The following is an 18,936-nucleotide window of genomic DNA, read 5'->3' as shown; positions in this document are numbered from 1 at the left end:
AAACTGCTGTAACAAAAGTGCAAAAAAAGTAAATTTAGGTTAATATTGCATTATGTATAAAAATGAATTCGATAATCTGTTAAATCAAAACGTAACTTTTAGTGCTTATATGTTTTATGGGCAATCAAACTTTTTAATTGAGTATTATACTGATTTGCTTGCAAATAGACTCGGAAGTTTCGATGAAATAGAAAAGCTCTATTTTGATGATTTTGATTTTAAATACGCAAAAGACAAATTACTTCAATCTTCGCTTTTTGCTTCAAATAATATTTTGGTTATAAAATTGGAGAAAAAGCTTAATAAAAACGAAGTTACTCAGTTAATAGAAGCTTGTAATATAAATAAAGATTCTAAAGTTGTTTTTTGTTGTATGGATGACAGTGAATTCAAAACTATGGCAGGATATTTTACAAAAAAATTAAATGCGGTTAGCGTACGGATGTTTAATCCTTTTCCCAACGAAGCAATAAGACTTATCGAAAATCATGCAAAAGCTTTAAATATGAGATATGAACTTTCAGCTTTTAATAATCTTTACTTTATGCACAGACAAGATCTTAGTTTATGTATAAATGATTTAAAAAAATTAGCTATTTTAGATGAGGTTATAACTTCTGATTTAGTATATAAACACTGCTTTGGAATAGGGGCAGTCAATTTTGAAGATTTTTTGCATAATCTTTTTGCTTCCCAAGATATAAGTGATGAATTAGAAGGACTTTTTGAAGGAGGGATGAATGAAATTTATCTTTTAAATCAAATAAGTTCTTTTGTTCAACAGCTTTTTATGATAAGCTCTTATATAAGAGTTTACGGAACTGCAAACGCCAAAGAGATTTTAGGTTTTGTACCTCCTAAAAACGTATGGGAAAAGAAAACTAGGCTTGCTATGAATATAAAACCTGAAAAGTTTTCGGAAATTCTTCAATATCTTCTTAATATTGAACTTGAACTAAAATCCTCAAAAATCTCAAATCAAAATCTATATCTGCAAGCTTCTCTTAGGAAAATTTCAGTTTTAATTAGATAAAATCACAGACTTTACAAAAACCTTGCTGATATTTGTAAAGATACCGGCGAAAACTATAAGGAGATACTTAATGTCAAGAATAAAACATTATGAAACAATGTTTATTTTAAAGCCAACTCTAACAGAAGAAGAGACTAAGGCTCAAATCGATTTAGTAAAAGCTACAATCGAAAAAAACGGTGGTGAAATTTCATCTTGCGACGATATGGGAACAAGACAATTAGCTTATGAGATTCAAAAAAACAAAAGAGGTTACTATTTCGTAATTTACTTCAAATGTACAACTGAAGGAATCTTAGAAATAGAAAGAAACTACAGAATCAACGAAAATATTATGAGATTTATTTTCATTAAATATGAGAGTAAAAAAGAAGTCGCTGCATGGACAAAAATGAGCGAAGAGGCAGCTAAAAAAGCTAACTAATAAATTCGATAGGAACATCTTATGTATAACAAAGTAATATTAGTAGGAAACCTGACAAGAGACATTGAACTTAGATACATGCCAAACGGTTCTGCTTTAGCAAAATCTGCAATAGCAACAAGTCATAGGTATAAAACAAATACAGGTGAACAAAAAGAAGAGGTATGTTTTTTAGATTTCAATATTTTTGGAAGAAGTGCCGAAGTTGCTAATCAATACTTAAGAAAAGGTTCTAAAGTTTTATTAGAAGGAAGATTAGTATTTGAACAATGGACGGCTCAAGACGGAACTAACAGAAGTAAACATGCTCTAAGAGTTGATACTATGAAAATGTTAGATAGTAAAGCCGATTCACAAAATATGTCGGGAGCAAATATGAATAATCAAAATTCATATAACCAAAACAGCTACAACCCGCAAGGTTCACAATATAATCAACCCCAAAATCCTCAAAACGATAATATGGGTCAAAACAACTATGGTGGTATGAACAGTACATCTCAAAGAGTACCTGAACAAAAAATACCTGAAATTGATATTGATGATGATGAAATACCTTTCTAGAATATAAGGATAAAAAATGGCAGAAAGAAGAAAATACGGAAAAAAATATTGTAAATATACTGAGATGAAAATTGATTTCATTGATTATAAAAACACTGATTTATTAAAACTATCTATGAGTGAAAGAGGTAAAATTATGCCTAGAAGACTTACAGGGAATTCTAAAAATGCTCAAGAGATGGTAGAAAAAGCTATTAAAAGAGCTAGACATATGGCATTAGTTCCATATATTGTTAACACTCAAAACGTAACAGATGCAGCTTACGTAAAATAAGCAGCTTTTTAAAAATTTAAAAAAGGGGAATAGTTTTTGCTATTCCCCTTTTTTTATGCCTAAAATTATTCTGATAATGAGTTTTAATGTAAGTACTAATTAAGGCACTTTTAATTACAATTTCAATAATTATTATTAAAAAGGATAGATATGCTAAAGAGGTTAATTTTAGGTGCAATTTTATTATCTAGTTCTATTTTTGCATCTTCTGAAGTAAATGTATATTCTCACAGACATTATGATACAGATAAACAACTTTTTAAAATGTTTGAAGAAAAAACCAGAATAAAAGTAAATGTTGTAAAAGCAGATGCGAATGCTTTAATAAAAAGATTATCAAGTGAAGGTAAAAACTCTCCTGCGGATGTTTTAATAACTGTTGATGCGGGAAGACTTTATCAAGCAAAACAAAAAGGTCTTTTACAACCCATTGATTCTGAATATTTAAATAAAAATATACCTGAAAAGTTAAGAGATGAAGATAAACAATGGTTTGCTCTGACAAAAAGAGTAAGAGCTTTTGTCATTCCAAAAGGCAGTGATTTAAAAGATAAATTAAAAACATATGAGGATTTAATAAAACCTGAATTTAAAAAAATGATTATGGTAAGATCTTCAAATCATATTTACAATCAATCAATGCTTGCAGCCGTTATTGCTCATCACGGTGAAGATTATGCTTTAAAATGGGCAAAAGGTGTAGTTGCAAATTTGGCAAGAAGACCAAAAGGTGATGATAGATATCAGGTAAAAGCCGTAGCAAACGGGATCGGTGAAATTGGAATTACAAATACTTATTATGTAGGAAAAATGATAGGAAGTAAATCTTTTTCCGAAAGAGAAGCGGTAAAAGGTGTTGAAGTTATTTTCCCTAAATTCGAAAATGGAGGAACACATATAAACGTAAGTGGGGCAGGAGTTGCCAAATATGCTCCTCATAAAGAAAATGCGATAAAATTTATAGAGTTTTTAGCAAGTCCCGAAGCGCAAGAACTTTTTGCAAATCAAAATTTTGAATATCCTGTTACAAAAGGTGTGAAAAAAAATGAGGTGGTTCAATCATGGGGAAGTTTTACCGATGATGATATTTCAATTAACACTTTAGGAAAATATAACGCCCAAGCAGTAAAGATTTTTGATTTAGCCGGATGGAAATAAGAAGTTTAATTGAAGATTTTTAATAAATTAACAATAAGCAGCGTACTTTTAACGCTGCTTATTTCAACGCCTGCACTTATTCTTGTCTCTAATATATTTTCAAGCAGCAAAAACTGGGAACATCTGGTTCATACCGTACTTTTTGAATATATATTTAATTCTTTGTATATTATGGTAGGAGTTGCGGTTTTAACTTCAATAATGGGATTTTCAACTGCTTATGTTACGACTTTTTTTAAGTTCAGCGGTTCTAGGTTTTTTCATTATGCTTCAATCCTTCCTTTTGCAATGCCTACTTATATTATTTCATATATTTACGGAGGAATGTTTGATATAACGGGAACCGTTACAACTTTTATACTGGATCTCTTTGAAAAAAGATTGGATGAAGTCTATTTTTTTGATATTATGTCCATTGAAGGCGCTATTATAGTGATGTCTTTAGTTCTATATCCATATGTATATTTGATTTCCAAAACATATTTAAAAGCTGAATCTTCATCAATAATTGATGCTTCAAAAACTATGGGATTAAGTAATTTCCAAATTTTTTATAAAGTGATTATTCCTATTTCAAGACCTGCTATAGTTGCAGGTGTTATTTTGGCAGTTATGGAAGCAGTTGCAGATTTCGGAGTTATGGATTATTACGGAGTTTCAACTTTTGTTACGGGTATTTTTAGAACTTGGTTAGGCATGGGAAGTGTAGAAGATGCCTCAAAATTGGCTTCAATGCTTATGCTTTTTATTTTTCTGCTTATTTTTTTAGAGAGATTTCAAAGAAGAAACCGAAAATATAAAAGCAGCGGAAAAGATTTTAAACCTATTACAAAAGAGAAATTAAGCAAAACAGGAAATATTATCGCTTTTTTGGTCTGTTTCATCCCTTTCTTTTTTGGGTTTTTACTCCCTTTTACTCAGATGAGTTATTGGTTTTATATCTCATATGAAGATATAATTGACGAGAGTTTTTTAACTGTTTTGATTCAAACTCTCTCTTTGGGGATTTTTAGTTCAATTCTTATTACGATATTGGCATTTATAATAACCTATAATGTAAGAGTTCATAAAAATAAAATAGCAGAAAATTTGGTACAAATCTCAAAACTGGGATACTCAATTCCCGGAGCTGTTGTAGCAGTGGGAATTTTAAGCTTTTTTTCATTGGTTGATAAATCTTTGAATATCTTAATAAGCGGAACGGTATTAGCAATTATTTTCGGATATGTAGTAAGATTTATTGCTGTTTCTATAAATAATTATGAAGCAGGTTTCAGCAAAATACCCCAAACTTATGATGATGCTTGTAAAACGATGCAAATAGGTGGTTTTCAAACTTTTTTTAAAATGATTCTGCCTTTAATCAAAGGCTCAATGACGGCAAGTTTTATTATTGTTTTTATTGAAGTGGTAAAAGAGCTTCCTCTTACAATGATATTAAGACCGTTTAATTTTGATACTCTTCCAGTAATGTCCCATGAACTAGTAACTCAGTCTCAAATAATTGAGTCAAGTGTTCCTGCTATGTTTATTGTTCTTTTAGGAATTGTATCTGTAATTTTATTGGCAAGAAAAATGGTGAAGGATTAAGATGATAGGTGTTAGCGTAAAAAATTTCTCAGTTGCTTTTGGAAATACAAAGATTTTGGAAAATATCAATTTTGACGTAAAGCAAGGAGAGATTGTAACAATTTTAGGACCAAGCGGCTGCGGTAAAAGTACCATTTTAAGAAGTATAGCTTCGTTACATGAAGATTACGACGGGGATATTTTTATAAACGATCACTGTTTGATAAATAACGGTAAAAAAGAGTGTCATAAAGATATTGGGTATATTTTCCAAGATTATGCACTTTTCCCCCATTTAAACGTAAAACAAAATATTGAATTTGCTCTTTATAATTTAAAATCCAATCAAAAACAAAAAAGAGTAGATAAACTTTTAAAACAGTTTGATTTGGTAGAACATAGAAATAAGCAGATACATGAGTTAAGCGGAGGACAACAACAAAGAGTCTCTATTGCAAGAGTTTTGGCGTATGAACCTAAAGTTTTACTTCTTGATGAACCTTTTTCAAATCTGGATACGATTTTAAGAAATAAAACGAAAATTTGGTTGAAAAAATTAATTAAAGAGTTAAATCTTAGTGCAATTTTAGTAACTCATGATCAAAAAGAGGCATTAAGTATGTCCGATAGAATAGCAATTATCAATAATAAAAGAGTTGAACAATTCGGTACTCCCCAAGAGCTTTATACCAAACCTAAATCTTTATATGTGGCAAATTTTTTAAATAAAATAAATGTTCTGCCAAACTTGTTATTAGAAAGTTTAAATATTAAAATAAGCAGTGAAAATGTGGGAATAATTCCTATTGGAAAAGTAGAAGTTTCAAATGCAATTAGTACGATTAAAGCTGCAATTTTGGATGTCTCTTTTTGCGGTGATTATTATGAATTGAACATCTCTTTAAAAGAGTATGAAAATATGGAAATGACCGTACAGGTGAAATCAATGCAAGCTTTGGAAAATAAAAAAGAGTGCTACTTAAACTTAAATAATGAAGATATAAAAATAGTAAGAAAAAATATATAATTTTTCTTAACTATTTGTTTGTTCCTCATCATCCGTTCTTGGATCAAGTGTAGGCAGTTCTGCCCCTGAGGCTACCGGAATATTAACGAAGGTACTCATATCATCATCTGCAACTCTTTTCTTAGATAAAGCATAAAAAGTCAAATATATTCCCAAAAGAAAAAATATCGCAAAAATTGCATTATCGTAATATTTAAGTAAAAACCCTATTATAAGAGGTGCAACGAAAGATCCCATTCCATAGGTGAAAAGAAGAGTTCTGCTAATCTCTACTAAATTTTTATTGTTTTCATCTAAAACATCATTTGCCCTTGCAACTCCCAAGGGATATACGGTAAAGATTGTAAGGCCTAATAAAAAACCGCAGATATATAAGGTCTTTATATCTTCTCCTATAAATAAAAAAAGCAAAGAGGTTAATGCCGTAACAAAAGAGACAAAAGAGATTACTTTTCTTCTTCCTATTTTATCTGAAACGGCACCGATTGGCCATTGAGAAACAAGTCCTCCTAAAATAGAGATAAGCATAAAATATGAAACTACTTCAACAGAGTTATATTTTGTTAAAATAAAAACAGGAGCCATAGTAAAAAAAGCTCCCACGTAAAATCCTCCTATAAAACTTGAAGTTGTTGCAAGAGGTATTACAGAATAGACTCTAGGAAAAGAGTAGTGTTCAAATGGTTCTATTTGAGGTTCTTTTATTTTTGTTAGAGAGATAAATAGAATAGAAAAAAGAATAAGAACGGAACCAATTGTAAAAATTGAATGTTTTAAATGTTCATCAAGGTTTAAAAAAAGTTGACCTATTGCTGTTGAGAGATAAAAAATAATAACATATATGGAAAGGACTTTTCCTCTAGCTTCTTGCGTACTTTTTTCATTTAACCAGCTTTCTATTATAATTAACAAGCTGTAAAAAGAGAATCCCGATACAAATCTTAAAAAAGCCCATAAATATTCATTAAAAAATACGGAATGCATTAAAAATGAGATTACCATTATTGATGCAAATGCCGCAAAACTTCTTATATGTCCCACGGTTGAAATAATACTTTGGCTAAAAATTGAAGAGCAGATAGCACCTAAAAAGAAAGAGGCATTAATAAAACCTATCATAAAATCATTTACATGCAGTTCTTTTAAGTAAACACCTATAAAAGTGAGAATCATCCCGTAACCGATTGCTAAAAAAGTAATAGCAAAAAACAGAGATGAAATTGTCATAATAGAGAATTTGTTTTGTTCTGTCATATTTACTCCTTTTTGCTAAATGATGTGTATCATAAATAAATAAAAAGTGTTATGATATAGGAGATTAAATAAATAAGAAGTAAAGAAGCTTAAAGAGTAAAGTTTTAAGCCTCTAAAGTTTTTCCCAAACAACCCCGTTTGGTGTATCCATAATAGAAATTCCGAGTTTTGTAATTTCATTTCTGATTTTATCGGCAGTTTCAAAATCTTTCTCTTTTTTTGCCTCATTTCTTTGTGAAATCAAATTCTCTATATTTTCAATCTCTTTTTTGCTTATTCCAAATTGAAAATATTTATAAGCATCTTCAAACCCGATGCCCAAAAGCTCATTTATAAACTCTAATGTTGAAACAAGCTCTTTTTTAAAGTTTTTGTTTTTTGGTTCTTTATCTAAAGTCTCATTTGCTTTGTTTATGTACTCATCGACTATAGATATAGCTTTAGGTGTATTTAAATCATCATTTAAAGCATCTAATAAATCACTTTTAAACTCTTTATTTACAGAACTTTTACCTAAACCGTAAACTCTTTTTTTAACTCTATATAACTTATCCAATCTTTTTTTAGAAGAGATTAAATCCTCTTCATTGAAGTTAAAGTTTGCTCTGTATTGGGCTGTTAGAAGATAAAATCTTACAACCTCTCCCGAATACGATTTAAGTATATCTTTTAGAAAAAATGAGTTATCCAAAGATTTACTCATCTTCTCACCGTTAATTGTTACAAAACCGTTGTGCATCCAATATTTTGCCAAAGAGGCATTTGTAGAACATCTGGTTTGTGCCGCTTCGTTTTCATGGTGAGGAAAAAGCAAATCGGCTCCACCGCCGTGAATATCTATTTGATAAGGCTCATCTTTATAGGCTAAATGTTTGTTTATCATTGCACTACATTCAATATGCCAACCCGGTCTTCCTCTTCCAAAAGGAGAATCAAAAGCTACGTCGTTTGTTTTTTCAAATTTCCAAAGGGCGAAATCGCTTGGATTTCTTTTCTCTTCATTTGATTCAACTCTGGCAATAGAGTTCCCATCACTTGCCCTATGAGAAAGAGTTCCGTATTGAGAATCTTTTGATACGTCAAAATATACACCGTCTGAGATCTTGTAGGCTACATCTTTTTTCATCAAATCTTCAATCATATCAATCATAATTTGAAGATTTTGCGTTGCTTTAGGCTCTAAGGTATTGGGCAATATATTAAGACTTTGCATATCTTTTTTATAGGCATTAATATATTCAGTTGTAATATCTTCCAAACTTCTATTTGATTCATTCATTTTTTTGATAATTTTATCATCAATATCAGTAAAATTTTTTGTCATAGTTACATTGTAACCGTCAGCTTTTAATACTCTATGTAGAAGATCAAAAGCTATTGCACTTCTTGCATGACCTAAATGAGAATCATCATAAACAGTAGGTCCGCAAACATAGACTTTTACTTCTTTTTCTTTTATTGGTTCAAAAGGAACTTTCTCTTTTTTTACCGAATCAAATATAGTTAATTGTGCCATTATTTAAATAGTGCCTCTAAACTTGCAGTATCTGTTATTTTCTCTTGTTCTTGAGAATCACTTCCTATAGTTGCCGTTCCACCAATCTCTTTTAACTCAATATCGTATTTTGTAAGCATTGATGCTAATCTGATATTAAGTCCCGACTTCCCTATTGCTTTAGATTTTTGGTCATGTGGAATCGTAACTATCGCTTTTCCTTTTTCATTACCTTCGGCAGCTTTTTCAATTTTAACACTGCTGATAATTGCAGGACTTAAAGCTCTTGCAATAAACATTTCAGGAATTGGAGAATACTCAACGCAGTCGATATTTTCTCCGTTTAATTGTTTTGAAACAGCTCCTATTCTAACTCCTTTTACTCCTACAATAGAACCTATAGGATCTACATTAGCATCTGTCGTAGAAAGGGCAATTTTAGCTCTGCTTCCTGGAATTCTTGCACTTGCTTCTATAATTATAATTTCATCTTTTAATTCAGGAACTTCAGATCTTAGAAGTGATTCTAAGAATTTAGGGCTTGTTCTTGATATCTCAACGATTAAACCGTTTGTTTTATCAATATTTACTCCTCTTACAACTGCTTTTACAGTATCTCCGACTTTAAAAAATTCACCTTTTATTCTGCTTTTTCTTGGAAGCATACCTCTTACTTCTCCGATTTCGACAAAAGTATTTTCTTGTCTATCGACTCTTGTTACGCTTCCGCTTATTGTTTTTCCGATTTTATTTTTATATTTGCTAAGAAGAGACTCTTCTAAGAATCTTTGTACTCTATATTCAAAATTATTGTGTAGAATTGTTGCAGCGTTTCTACCCATGTTTTCAAACTCTAAATCATAGTTTACAAAGTCTCCGATCTCTAAACTTTCATCAATTTTTTTCGCTTCGTCTATTGAAATATAGTTCTCTTTGCTGATGACATTATTGTATTCATCAACGCCGTCTTCTTTTAATCTTTCATCATCATTAGGTACTACTTCTATTTTTTGAAATAGTTCCAATTTTTTATTTGGTCTATCAATCTCTGCATCGAATTTTAGAGTAGGGTCCACCATTTTTTCGGCAGTTTTTATTAATGCTTCTTTTAGTGCATTTTCAACATCTTCAATTTTTAAGCCTTTTTCATAGGCAATAGAATCTAAAATATCTATAATTTTATCCATTGGTTACCTTTTTTTTTGACATTGAAATGTAAAGTTTTGATTTTCAATGTAGAGTAGAACAACATTTTAGCTTAAAAGAGCTTTTATTCAAATTAAAGCAATTTTAAGATAAACTATTTAGCTAATTTAATAAAAAAGGTTTGATGAAATGGAATTATTATTCGCAAGAAATGAACTAAGTGAAAAACCGAAAAAAGTTCAACTTGACAAAATAAAAGAAGAGTTACAAAAAGATGGGGAAAAGATATTTTATTTTGACAGAGATAACTCTCACAAAGATATGATGTCATTAGTAGACTCTTTAGAGGATGAAGGTTACAATGTTTACTTTAGAGAGGTAAAATACGGACTTGCAGATGATGAGTATATGTATGAGGTTCATGCTCTGTAAATTTAATAGAAGTGAAAGAGTTAATGAGTAAACAAGAAAAAAAACTATTTATACAAACCCTTGGTTGTCAGATGAACGATACTGACAGCCAACATATGATTGCTGAGTTAAAAGAACATAAAAACTATACTACTACGCAAAATATAGAAGAAGCGGATTTAATTTTAATAAATACCTGCTCAGTAAGAGAAAAACCTGTTTCGAAACTTTTTTCCGAGATTGGGCAATTTAACGTAAAGAAAAAGAAAAGTGCCAAAATCGGAGTGTGCGGTTGTACTGCAAGCCATCTTGGTCATGATATTATAAAAAGAGCTCCTTATGTTGATTTTGTTTTAGGAGCAAGAAATATTTCAAAAATTAAAGATATTGTAGATAAAAAAGGTGCAGTTGAAATCGATATAGATTATGATGATTCAACTTACCAATTTGCCCAAAATTCTAATAATTTGTATAAAACTTCGGTGAATATCTCTATTGGATGTGATAAAGAGTGTACTTACTGTATAGTTCCCGCAACAAGAGGGGATGAGATTTCAATTCCTCCTGAAATGATTATTGAACAGATTAAAAAAGATGTTGACAAAGGTGCTAAAGAGGTTACTCTTTTAGGACAAAACGTAAATTCATACGGAAGAAGATTTAGCGATAAAAGAGAAAAAACGACTTTTACGAAACTTCTTCAAGAAGTTTCAAAAATAGAAGGTTTGCAAAGAATAAGATTTACCTCTCCTCACCCTTTACATATGGATGATGAATTTATTGAAGAGTTTGCAAAAAATCCTAAAATAAGCAAATGTATTCATATGCCTTTACAAAGCGGTTCTACAAAAATTTTAAAAGCTATGAAAAGAGGTTATACAAAAGAGTGGTTTTTAAACAGAGCAAGAAAAATAAGAGATATGGTTCCTGATGTTAGAATTACTACAGATATAATTGTGGCATTTCCGGGTGAAACACAAGAGGATTTTGAAGACACGATTGATGTAATCAAACAAGTTAAATTTGACCAAATTTTTAACTTCAAATACTCTCCTAGACCAAATACGGCAGCATTGAAGCTAAAAGATTTGGAAATTGCCGATGAAATAGGTACAAAAAGACTTATGGAAGTAATTGAACTTCATAAACAGCATCAAAGCGAATTAATGGATAAAAATGTAGGGAAAACCGTAACCGTTTTATTTGAGAGTTTAAAACCAAACGGTGAAGTTGCAGGTTTTACGGATAACTATTGTCAGGTTTTTGTAAAAGGAAGCGATGAACTTCTTGGAAGATTTGTAGACGTAAAAGTTACAAATGCTACAAGAACTGCCCTAAAAGGTGAAGTGGTAGATAAATGAAACTTTTTTTAGTTACGAAAGTTGTTCCTTTTATAATGCAGCTTTTTGTTAGATTTATCTATATAAGCAGCAAAAAAGTTTTTCATCATCCAAAAATTGACTCTAAAGAGCCTTTTATAGTCGCTTTTTGGCACGGAGAACTTTTGATGCAACCTTTTAACTATAAAAGAATAAGACCCAAGGGAAAAGTAAGTGCCATGATAAGTGAGCACAAAGACGGTGAAGCTATTACCCGTACGGTTGAGTATTTAGGAATTGATTCTATTAGGGGATCAAGTACAAGAGGAGGAGCGAAAGCTTTAATCGGAGCAATTAAAGAGTTAAAAGCCGGATATGATATTGCAATTACACCTGACGGACCAAAAGGTCCAAGACATTCCGTTGCAGATGGAATTGTAGCTATTTCACAGAAAACAAATGCTAGAATACTCATATTTAACTGTAGACCGACTAAATATTGGCAATTTAATTCTTGGGATAAGTTTATTGTTCCCAAGCCTTTTGGAAAATTGGAGTTTTTTATTCAAGAACCTTTGGATATAAGCTCTTTGGAACAAAAAGAGGCAAAAGAGTTGATTCAAGATAAAATGCTTTTAAATGCAATGAAATAAGGTTTTAATTTAAGATGTTTTCAAAAGAGTATTTGTACATTAATGCCATAAAATACAAAACGCAACTTAAAATCAATTATAAGAAACTTTGTAATAATGATATTATAGAGACAAATGCTTCTACTTTTCTTGCTTACGACGAGATAATGGGAAGAGATATTGCTTCAAAGCTTGTTGCTAATCAAATGGAAGTCGATAATACTTATATTTCTACTCTTTTGATTCAAGACGATACAAAACTTCTTAGAAAAAATCAACCCAAACCAAAAGATTGTGAAATTGCGGTTTTAAATGAACAATATAATATTGCCGTTTCAAAAAATACGCTTTTTGAGACAAGAAACTATTTTGAAAAATCGGGAATTGATTATATCTTTTCCGCATACCATATTTTAAATCTTCATATAGAAAAAAATCCTTGTAATAATAATCTTGTTATTTTACTTTTTAATAATCAAGCCTTTTGCGTAATTCTTAATTCAAACTCTGAGATTGTATATAATAAAAAAATTGATTTGACTCCTTTTGAAGAGATAAAAAAGAGTGATTTTTATGAAAATGAAGTTTTAGGGCAAAAGCTTTTTGATGAGGTTTATGCTTTAGAGTTGCATGAGACTATTAAAAAAACTATTGAAGAGTTTTACTCTATAACAAAAAATCTTTTTATAGAAAAAATTTCACTGCTTTATAATTTGAAACTTTTATCAGAAACTCAAATTGAGCAAATGAGTAAAGATTTTATGATTGATATGACTTATCATCCAATCTCTGTCGATGAGGAGCTGTTTGAGTTATCAAAAGATCCTCACAAACATCATAAAAGTTTTATAAAACCTAGAAAAAAAGCAAATAACAGATTAAAAAATGCGATTTTAATCTCTATAATAATAGTTTTATTAGCGGCAATAGCTTATCTTTTTATGCCTAAAATAGAGAAACTTCTAAAAAAAGAGGATAAGAAAACAACTGTTGTTAAAAAAGTAGAAAGAAAAGTTGATTTGCCTAATCATATAGAAAAGAATAAACAAATAGAGTTAAATATTTTAAATGCTTTGGAAATCATACCTTATGATGTGGTTTTAAAAGAGTTAGATCTGGATAAAAATAGTTTATCAATGGATATAAATCTTTTAAATAAAGATACCTTTATAAAAGTGCTGCAACCTGGACTTTTAAAATCTTATAATAAAGCGGAAATAGAGTTTATCAAAAGTAAAGATGCAATTTTAGAAGCAACGCTTAAAGCGGAAGATTTTAAAAAGAAACAGATTGTAAATTTTAAAGATTATAAAGATTCATATATAGAAAATGAATTTATGCCTATTATTAGAGTAACTGAACAGATGAAAATACTTTTCCCCGAAAATGCAACAGTCACTTTTAAAAGCAGTTTCAAATCAGAAGTTATAACTTTCAATTATTTAGTAAATATAGTAGTTCAAAAACCTTTAGAATTTTTTGATATTATCGATAAGTTAAATAACGAACTATACTCTATAAATATAACCTACCCAATTAGCTTTACAAAAACAGATGCGGGAATTGAAGTTGAATTTACCGTTCAATTTCATCAACCAAAATAAAAGTTCTCTTCTTAACTATTAATATAACATATAAACATATTCAAATATAATTTTAAGTAAAATTTATATCTTTAAATATTATCAAAGGATATAAATGAAACAGATAAAAAAGTTTTTATCTTTAGCCTTGCTTATAGTTGTATTTACCTCTTGCACAAATGAAAAGACAGAATTAAAAAAAAGTAATTACGATATAAAACAATGTAATAAACCTGTATATACAATAGAAGATTTAAATGCTTATAAAAAATTAATAGAAAATAATGAGATACAAGGGTACAACTGCGTAGGTTTGTATTATATGAGAGAAAAAGATTATAAAAAAGCAAAAGAGTATTTTAATAAAGGTAAAGATAAAGGGAATATAGAATCCTACACTCAATTAGGAAGCTTATATTCAAACTTTTTAAATGATAAAGAAAAAGCAATAGAGTATTACACAATAGCCGCAAATAACGGTGAAGCAAAGGCAGCACATAATCTAGGGGTAATTTATGATAAAAGATTTGCATATAAAGAGGCATTAAAATGGTATGAGAAATCTTTTAATGCTGGTGATACTTATTCTCTTTTGGCAATGGGGCATATATATAGAAAACAGAAGAATTATGAAAAGGCTATAAAAACATTTGAAGATGCTGCGAAGTTGGGAGATACAAGAGGATATTTTAATTTAGGTATATTTTATGATAAAGAGAAAGCTTTTAGAGATAAAAAGAAGTCTTATGATTATTTCATTAAATGTTATGAGATGGGATTAGGAAAATGTGCAGGAGCTATTGGACAAGGATATGAAGAAGATTTAAAAGATTATGATAAGGCAATAGAGTGGTATAAAAAAGGGTTTGAACTTGGAAGTAAAGAATCAATTACGAGATTAGGACTTTTATATAAAACTATTTTAAAAGATTATGATAAATCAATAGAGTGGTATAAAAAAGGTTTTGAAAGACTTAATTGTTTGGATTGTGCTTTTAGTGTCGGTTTAAATTATCAAGATTTAAAAGATTATAAAAAAGCTATAGAATGGTTTTTAAAAGGATATAATCAAGGTTATCCCGATTCAGCATATGCCCTTGGATATTTATATGAGAATGATTTAAAAGATAAAGAGAATGCAATAAAATGGTATAAGAAATCACTTAAAAGTGGTTCTAAATATGATGCAAAATATCATCTTAAAAAATTAGGAGTAATATATGAGTAGTAATGATATAACCATAGGAAAAGCCTTTTTTAAAGAAGATGAAGGGATACATTTATATAGATACTCAGTAAAAGAGACAGGAGAAGAGATACATGGATTTAGTGCAAGCCTTAGAACTAGAACTCTTTTATTCCTAGCTTTAATCATACTATTATTTACCTCATGTTCAAACGAAAAAGTTGAACTAAAAAAAAGCACCTATAATCTAGAACAATGTAATAAAAAAACCTACACAAATAAAGATTTAAATGCTTATAAAAAATTAATAGAAAATAATGAGATACAAGGGTACAACTGCGTAGGTTTGTATTATATGAGAGAAAAAGATTATAAAAAAGCAAAAGAGTATTTTAATAAAGGCAAAGATAAAGGGAATATAGAATCTTATACTCAATTAGGAAGCTTATATTCAAACTTTTTAAATAATAAAGAAAAAGCAATAGAGTATTACACAATAGCCGCAAATAACGGTGAAGCAAAAGCAGCACATAATCTAGGGGTAATTTATGATAAAAAATTTGCTTATAAAGAGGCATTAAAATGGTATGAGAAATCTTTTGAGATGGGAGATACCTATTCTCTTTTGGCAATGGGACATATATATAGAAAACAGAAGAATTATGAAAAGGCTATAAAAACATTTGAAGATGCTGCGAAGTTGGGAGAATTAGAAGCATATCATAGTTTGGGGGTTTTTTATGGGAAAGAGAAACAATTTAAAGATTTAAAAAAAGTAGAAGAATATTTTCAAAAAGGTTATGAATTAGGTTCTGGTTTATGTGCTGGGGCAATGGGTGCACATTATGAAGAAGATTTAAAAAATTATGAAAAAGCAATAGAGTGGTATAAAAAAGGGTTTGAACTAAAAAGTGAAGCATCTGCTAATAGACTGGGCTTTATATATTGGGAAGTTTTAAAAGATTATAAAAAGGCTATATATTGGTTTAATAAAGGGTATGAAGAGTTAAATTGTATCTCTTGTCTTGCTAGTGTTGCAAATGTATATACAAGTAATAAGGAGTATGAAAAATCTATAAAATGGTATGAATTAGCTTATGAAAAAGGGAATAAAAAAGCAGCATATAATTTAGGTTTGACTTACCAGGATTATTTAAAAAATAAAAACAAGGCAATATATTGGTATAAAAAAGCAGTTAAAACAAATGCAAAATATAATGCAATAAATAGATTAAAAGAGTTAGGAGTAATATATGAGTAGTAATGATATAACCATAGGAAAAGCTTTTTTTAAAGAAGATGAAGGGATACATTTATATAGATACTCAGTAAAAGAGACAGGAGAAGAGATACATGGATTTAGTGCAAGCCTTAGAACTAGAACCGCTTATATAATAATTAGTAATAAAGAGAGTTTAAAATTAAATAATAAAGAAGAAGATAGAGAAAAAATTTTAAAAACAGTAAAAGAAAAATATAAAGAGCATCTAATAAAAGCAGTAGAACAAGAGAGTAAAAACTTAATTTTAAATCATTTAAATGCCTTGCAAGAGATAGCAGTGGATAAAAAGTTAGTAAAATTAACTTCTTTAAATTTATATAATGCAAGTTCATACGGAAGTATATTAAAAGTTAAAAATTATACCCACGCTTATAATCAAAAATTAGAAGATAGTTTAAAAATAAAAGAAGAGAGAAAAAGTATAGGAGTTTTGACTTTTAACAGAGATAGTAGCCAAAAAATTTTAGAAGATGAAAAAAGAAACTCTTTAGAAAAAGAGGATGCCTATATTATAGTCTCTATGCCTTATGTATATAATATAAAAAAAGATTCAAAAACACAAGAGTTGGAGCTAAGCTATTATGAAGAGAATATTACAGCCTCTTTTATGCCTGAATTAGTAGTAGAGTATGGAGTGTTTTTTGATGGCACAAAAAATAATATCTATAATATAAACTTTTATAGAAACTTTACGGAGTTTTTAAAAGAACCTGCTGAATATATTGAAGAAAATAGAAACTTCTTTTTTGAACCCAAAAATGCAATTTATGACTATACAAGTATCCAAGAATATATAGTATCAGAACCAAATCCCCAATTAAATGACCAAATAATAATTCTTTTACTTTCACAAATGAATAAAGCTGAAAAAGAGATAAGATATTTTGATAAAAGCTCAAATCTAGAAGTAGAAGAAAAAGAGATCTTAGAAAGCACAAAAGCAAAACATGCAAAAAAAGTGTTTGATTATTTAATAGATGTTAAAAAAGAGATAAACAGTAGTGAAGAAGAAAACAGAGAAAAATATGTAAGAGAGAATATTTTAGCTGATGATGCAAAAGATAGCAGTTTTATAAACGGTGAATCAAATATCAGCAGACTTTATAATCTGTATGATGGAGCCGATGTAAAAAAGAGTAAAAACAGACTTGCAGCAACAAGATTTAAACTCTATGAAAGCGGAGCAGGAACCAATAACCCTTTTATTCAAGAAGGTTATAAAGAAGATTCAAACCTTTTTGGTTCAGGTTTAGGCGGAGAAAAACTTTTTACTACGGATAAAACAGGAATAAAAGCTCATATTATATATGCTTGTATAAAAATATCAGAGCAACTAAGAGCTTCAAATGTAAAGTATATTGATGAACTGGTTTTTGATGTATTTGGATTTAGTAGAGGAGCGGCAACCGCTAGACATTTTGTTTGTTCAATTTTAAAAGACTCAGAAGTTTTAGAAAAAGGAAATAAAAAGTATAGTATAAAAATGAAAAATGATAAAAATATCTTTACTTCTTTTTTTGGAGAGAACGGTATTGTTTATATTGATGGAAAAAGATATTTTAATCCACTTAATACAGAAAAAAAATATTACGGTTCAGGCAGAAGTAGAATTAAAAATCCTTATTACGGAAGTACTGTTACAATAGACTCCCTCTCTTTTAGATTTACAGGACTTTATGATACGGTTCCACATTACGGTATAAAACAGTCAAATGATTTTGAAAATCTAAATCTAAACTTTTTTAAAGATAAAAATGATGAAAAGATAGGACAAGTAGTCCACTTAATGGCAAAAGATGAATATAGATTTAATTTTGATGCCTACTCAATTTTTGAAGAGATAAATAAAGAGTATCATAAAATTAAAGGATCCTCTCCTAGCCAGGGTAAAAAGTTTGAAGAGTATTTTCTTCCCGGAGCACATTCAGATATTGGAGGAGGGTATAACTCTTCAAGTGAAACTATTTTATTAACTAAAAAATATGTAAAAAACTATGATGAAATTCCTGAAGAGATAAAAGACTCTATAATAGCTTGGAATGACAAGTACAATTGGTTAAACACTAACAACATACAAAAAGTAAAATTAAAAAGTGAAATAAAAGAGAATGATGAAGATGGCTTTTACTATTGCATTATACCTGAAGTTACACCTTCATATTTTGGAACATCTTTTCCAAAACCTGTTTTATATTTATATATGCATAAAAAAGAGGTTTTAAACAAATACGAATATGTAACACTTAAAATCATGTATGAAAGAGCTATTTACAAAGATATGACACAAGGTAAAGAGTTAGGTAAAAAAGATGATTTAGAAATAGTACCTTTCTCTTCTTTAACTTCTTACTCTTTTAAAAAAGATGATGTTTTAACTAAAACCTATGAAACTTTAAAAGAAAAAGGGGAGTTTAAAAGCGGTGATGAAATTTATAAAAAGTTAAAAGATGATTATATTCATCACTCTTCTAAGTATGCAGATTTTGTACATAGAGCTTCGTTTGAGGATAAAGAAGTTGAAGATTTTTACGGTAAAAGAGTTATTTATTCTGCTTTAGGAAATAAGTTTACTATATAAG

General features: G+C 29.4%; 17 protein-coding genes. 14 read left to right on the top strand and 3 right to left on the bottom strand.

Annotation, left to right across the window (positions count from 1 at the left end):
* The first annotated feature begins 52 nt into the window (after positions 1–52).
* The 7 genes from holA (at position 53) to AANAER_RS13155 (ending at position 6,049) form a co-directional block, all read left to right on the top strand.
* A complete protein-coding gene (gene holA, locus AANAER_RS13185; protein WP_129082017.1) occupies positions 53–1,033 on the top strand; it encodes a DNA polymerase III subunit delta in 981 nt (326 codons plus the stop codon).
* A 70-nt stretch (positions 1,034–1,103) separates the two neighbouring features.
* Positions 1,104–1,457 (top strand): 30S ribosomal protein S6, encoded by a 354-nt coding sequence (rpsF, locus tag AANAER_RS13180; protein WP_044417108.1) that lies wholly within the window; start codon positions 1,104–1,106, stop codon positions 1,455–1,457.
* Positions 1,458–1,478: 21 nt separating this feature from the next.
* Positions 1,479–2,021, top strand: coding sequence for a single-stranded DNA-binding protein (locus AANAER_RS13175; RefSeq protein ID WP_044417110.1), 543 nt, complete (start codon positions 1,479–1,481; stop codon positions 2,019–2,021).
* 16 nt (positions 2,022–2,037) lie between these two features.
* Positions 2,038–2,295, top strand: coding sequence for a 30S ribosomal protein S18 (rpsR, locus tag AANAER_RS13170; RefSeq protein ID WP_044417111.1), 258 nt, complete (start codon positions 2,038–2,040; stop codon positions 2,293–2,295).
* 150 nt (positions 2,296–2,445) lie between these two features.
* Positions 2,446–3,453, top strand: coding sequence for a Fe(3+) ABC transporter substrate-binding protein (locus AANAER_RS13165; protein WP_129082016.1), 1,008 nt, complete (start codon positions 2,446–2,448; stop codon positions 3,451–3,453).
* A gap of 9 nt (positions 3,454–3,462) precedes the next feature.
* Positions 3,463–5,043 (top strand): ABC transporter permease, encoded by a 1,581-nt coding sequence (locus AANAER_RS13160; RefSeq protein ID WP_129082015.1) that lies wholly within the window; start codon positions 3,463–3,465, stop codon positions 5,041–5,043.
* 1 nt (position 5,044) lies between these two features.
* The gene (locus AANAER_RS13155; RefSeq protein WP_052502636.1) at positions 5,045–6,049 is read left to right on the top strand and encodes an ABC transporter ATP-binding protein; all 1,005 of its coding nucleotides are present in this window, start codon (positions 5,045–5,047) and stop codon (positions 6,047–6,049) included.
* 6 nt (positions 6,050–6,055) lie between these two features.
* Here the strand turns inward: AANAER_RS13155 and AANAER_RS13150 are convergent, their stop codons facing one another.
* The 3 genes from AANAER_RS13150 to nusA all read right to left on the bottom strand — a co-directional run bounded on the left by AANAER_RS13150 (position 6,056) and on the right by nusA (position 9,985).
* A complete protein-coding gene (locus AANAER_RS13150; RefSeq protein WP_044417117.1) occupies positions 6,056–7,303 on the bottom strand; it encodes an MFS transporter in 1,248 nt (415 codons plus the stop codon).
* 112 nt (positions 7,304–7,415) lie between these two features.
* Positions 7,416–8,819: a cysteine--tRNA ligase gene (cysS, locus tag AANAER_RS13145; protein WP_129082013.1), complete on the bottom strand. Its 1,404-nt coding sequence runs from the start codon at positions 8,817–8,819 to the stop codon at positions 7,416–7,418.
* On the bottom strand, positions 8,819–9,985 hold the full coding sequence (gene nusA / locus AANAER_RS13140; RefSeq protein ID WP_044417119.1) for a transcription termination factor NusA: 1,167 nt from the start codon (positions 9,983–9,985) through the stop codon (positions 8,819–8,821). The genes cysS and nusA overlap by 1 nt, the downstream gene beginning before the upstream one ends.
* 148 nt (positions 9,986–10,133) lie before the next feature.
* Here nusA and AANAER_RS13135 point away from each other — a divergent pair, with 148 nt between their 5' ends.
* From AANAER_RS13135 to AANAER_RS13105, 7 genes are all read left to right on the top strand, one after another.
* On the top strand, positions 10,134–10,376 hold the full coding sequence (locus AANAER_RS13135) for an HP0268 family nuclease (protein ID WP_044417120.1): 243 nt from the start codon (positions 10,134–10,136) through the stop codon (positions 10,374–10,376).
* A 23-nt stretch (positions 10,377–10,399) separates the two neighbouring features.
* Positions 10,400–11,716, top strand: coding sequence for a tRNA (N6-isopentenyl adenosine(37)-C2)-methylthiotransferase MiaB (gene miaB / locus AANAER_RS13130; protein WP_129082012.1), 1,317 nt, complete (start codon positions 10,400–10,402; stop codon positions 11,714–11,716).
* On the top strand, positions 11,713–12,327 hold the full coding sequence (locus AANAER_RS13125; RefSeq protein WP_044417126.1) for a lysophospholipid acyltransferase family protein: 615 nt from the start codon (positions 11,713–11,715) through the stop codon (positions 12,325–12,327). The genes miaB and AANAER_RS13125 overlap by 4 nt, the downstream gene beginning before the upstream one ends.
* 14 nt (positions 12,328–12,341) lie before the next feature.
* Entirely contained in the window at positions 12,342–13,910 is a 1,569-nt protein-coding gene (locus AANAER_RS13120) for a hypothetical protein (protein ID WP_129082011.1), read from the top strand.
* A gap of 94 nt (positions 13,911–14,004) precedes the next feature.
* A complete protein-coding gene (locus AANAER_RS13115) occupies positions 14,005–15,117 on the top strand; it encodes a tetratricopeptide repeat protein (protein WP_129082010.1) in 1,113 nt (370 codons plus the stop codon).
* On the top strand, positions 15,110–16,336 hold the full coding sequence (locus AANAER_RS13110; protein ID WP_129082009.1) for a tetratricopeptide repeat protein: 1,227 nt from the start codon (positions 15,110–15,112) through the stop codon (positions 16,334–16,336). The genes AANAER_RS13115 and AANAER_RS13110 overlap by 8 nt, the downstream gene beginning before the upstream one ends.
* Positions 16,329–18,935 carry a T6SS phospholipase effector Tle1-like catalytic domain-containing protein gene (locus AANAER_RS13105; RefSeq protein ID WP_129082008.1) on the top strand — a complete coding sequence of 869 codons (2,607 nt, stop codon included), beginning with the start codon at positions 16,329–16,331 and terminating at the stop codon, positions 18,933–18,935. The genes AANAER_RS13110 and AANAER_RS13105 overlap by 8 nt, the downstream gene beginning before the upstream one ends.
* The last annotated feature ends 1 nt before the right edge of the window (position 18,936 follow it).

Source organism: Halarcobacter anaerophilus, assembly GCF_006459125.1.
Lineage (GTDB): Bacteria > Campylobacterota > Campylobacteria > Campylobacterales > Arcobacteraceae > Halarcobacter > Halarcobacter anaerophilus.
The sequence above is the reverse complement of the archived record's forward strand: the minus strand, read 5'-3'. Positions and strand labels throughout refer to the sequence as shown.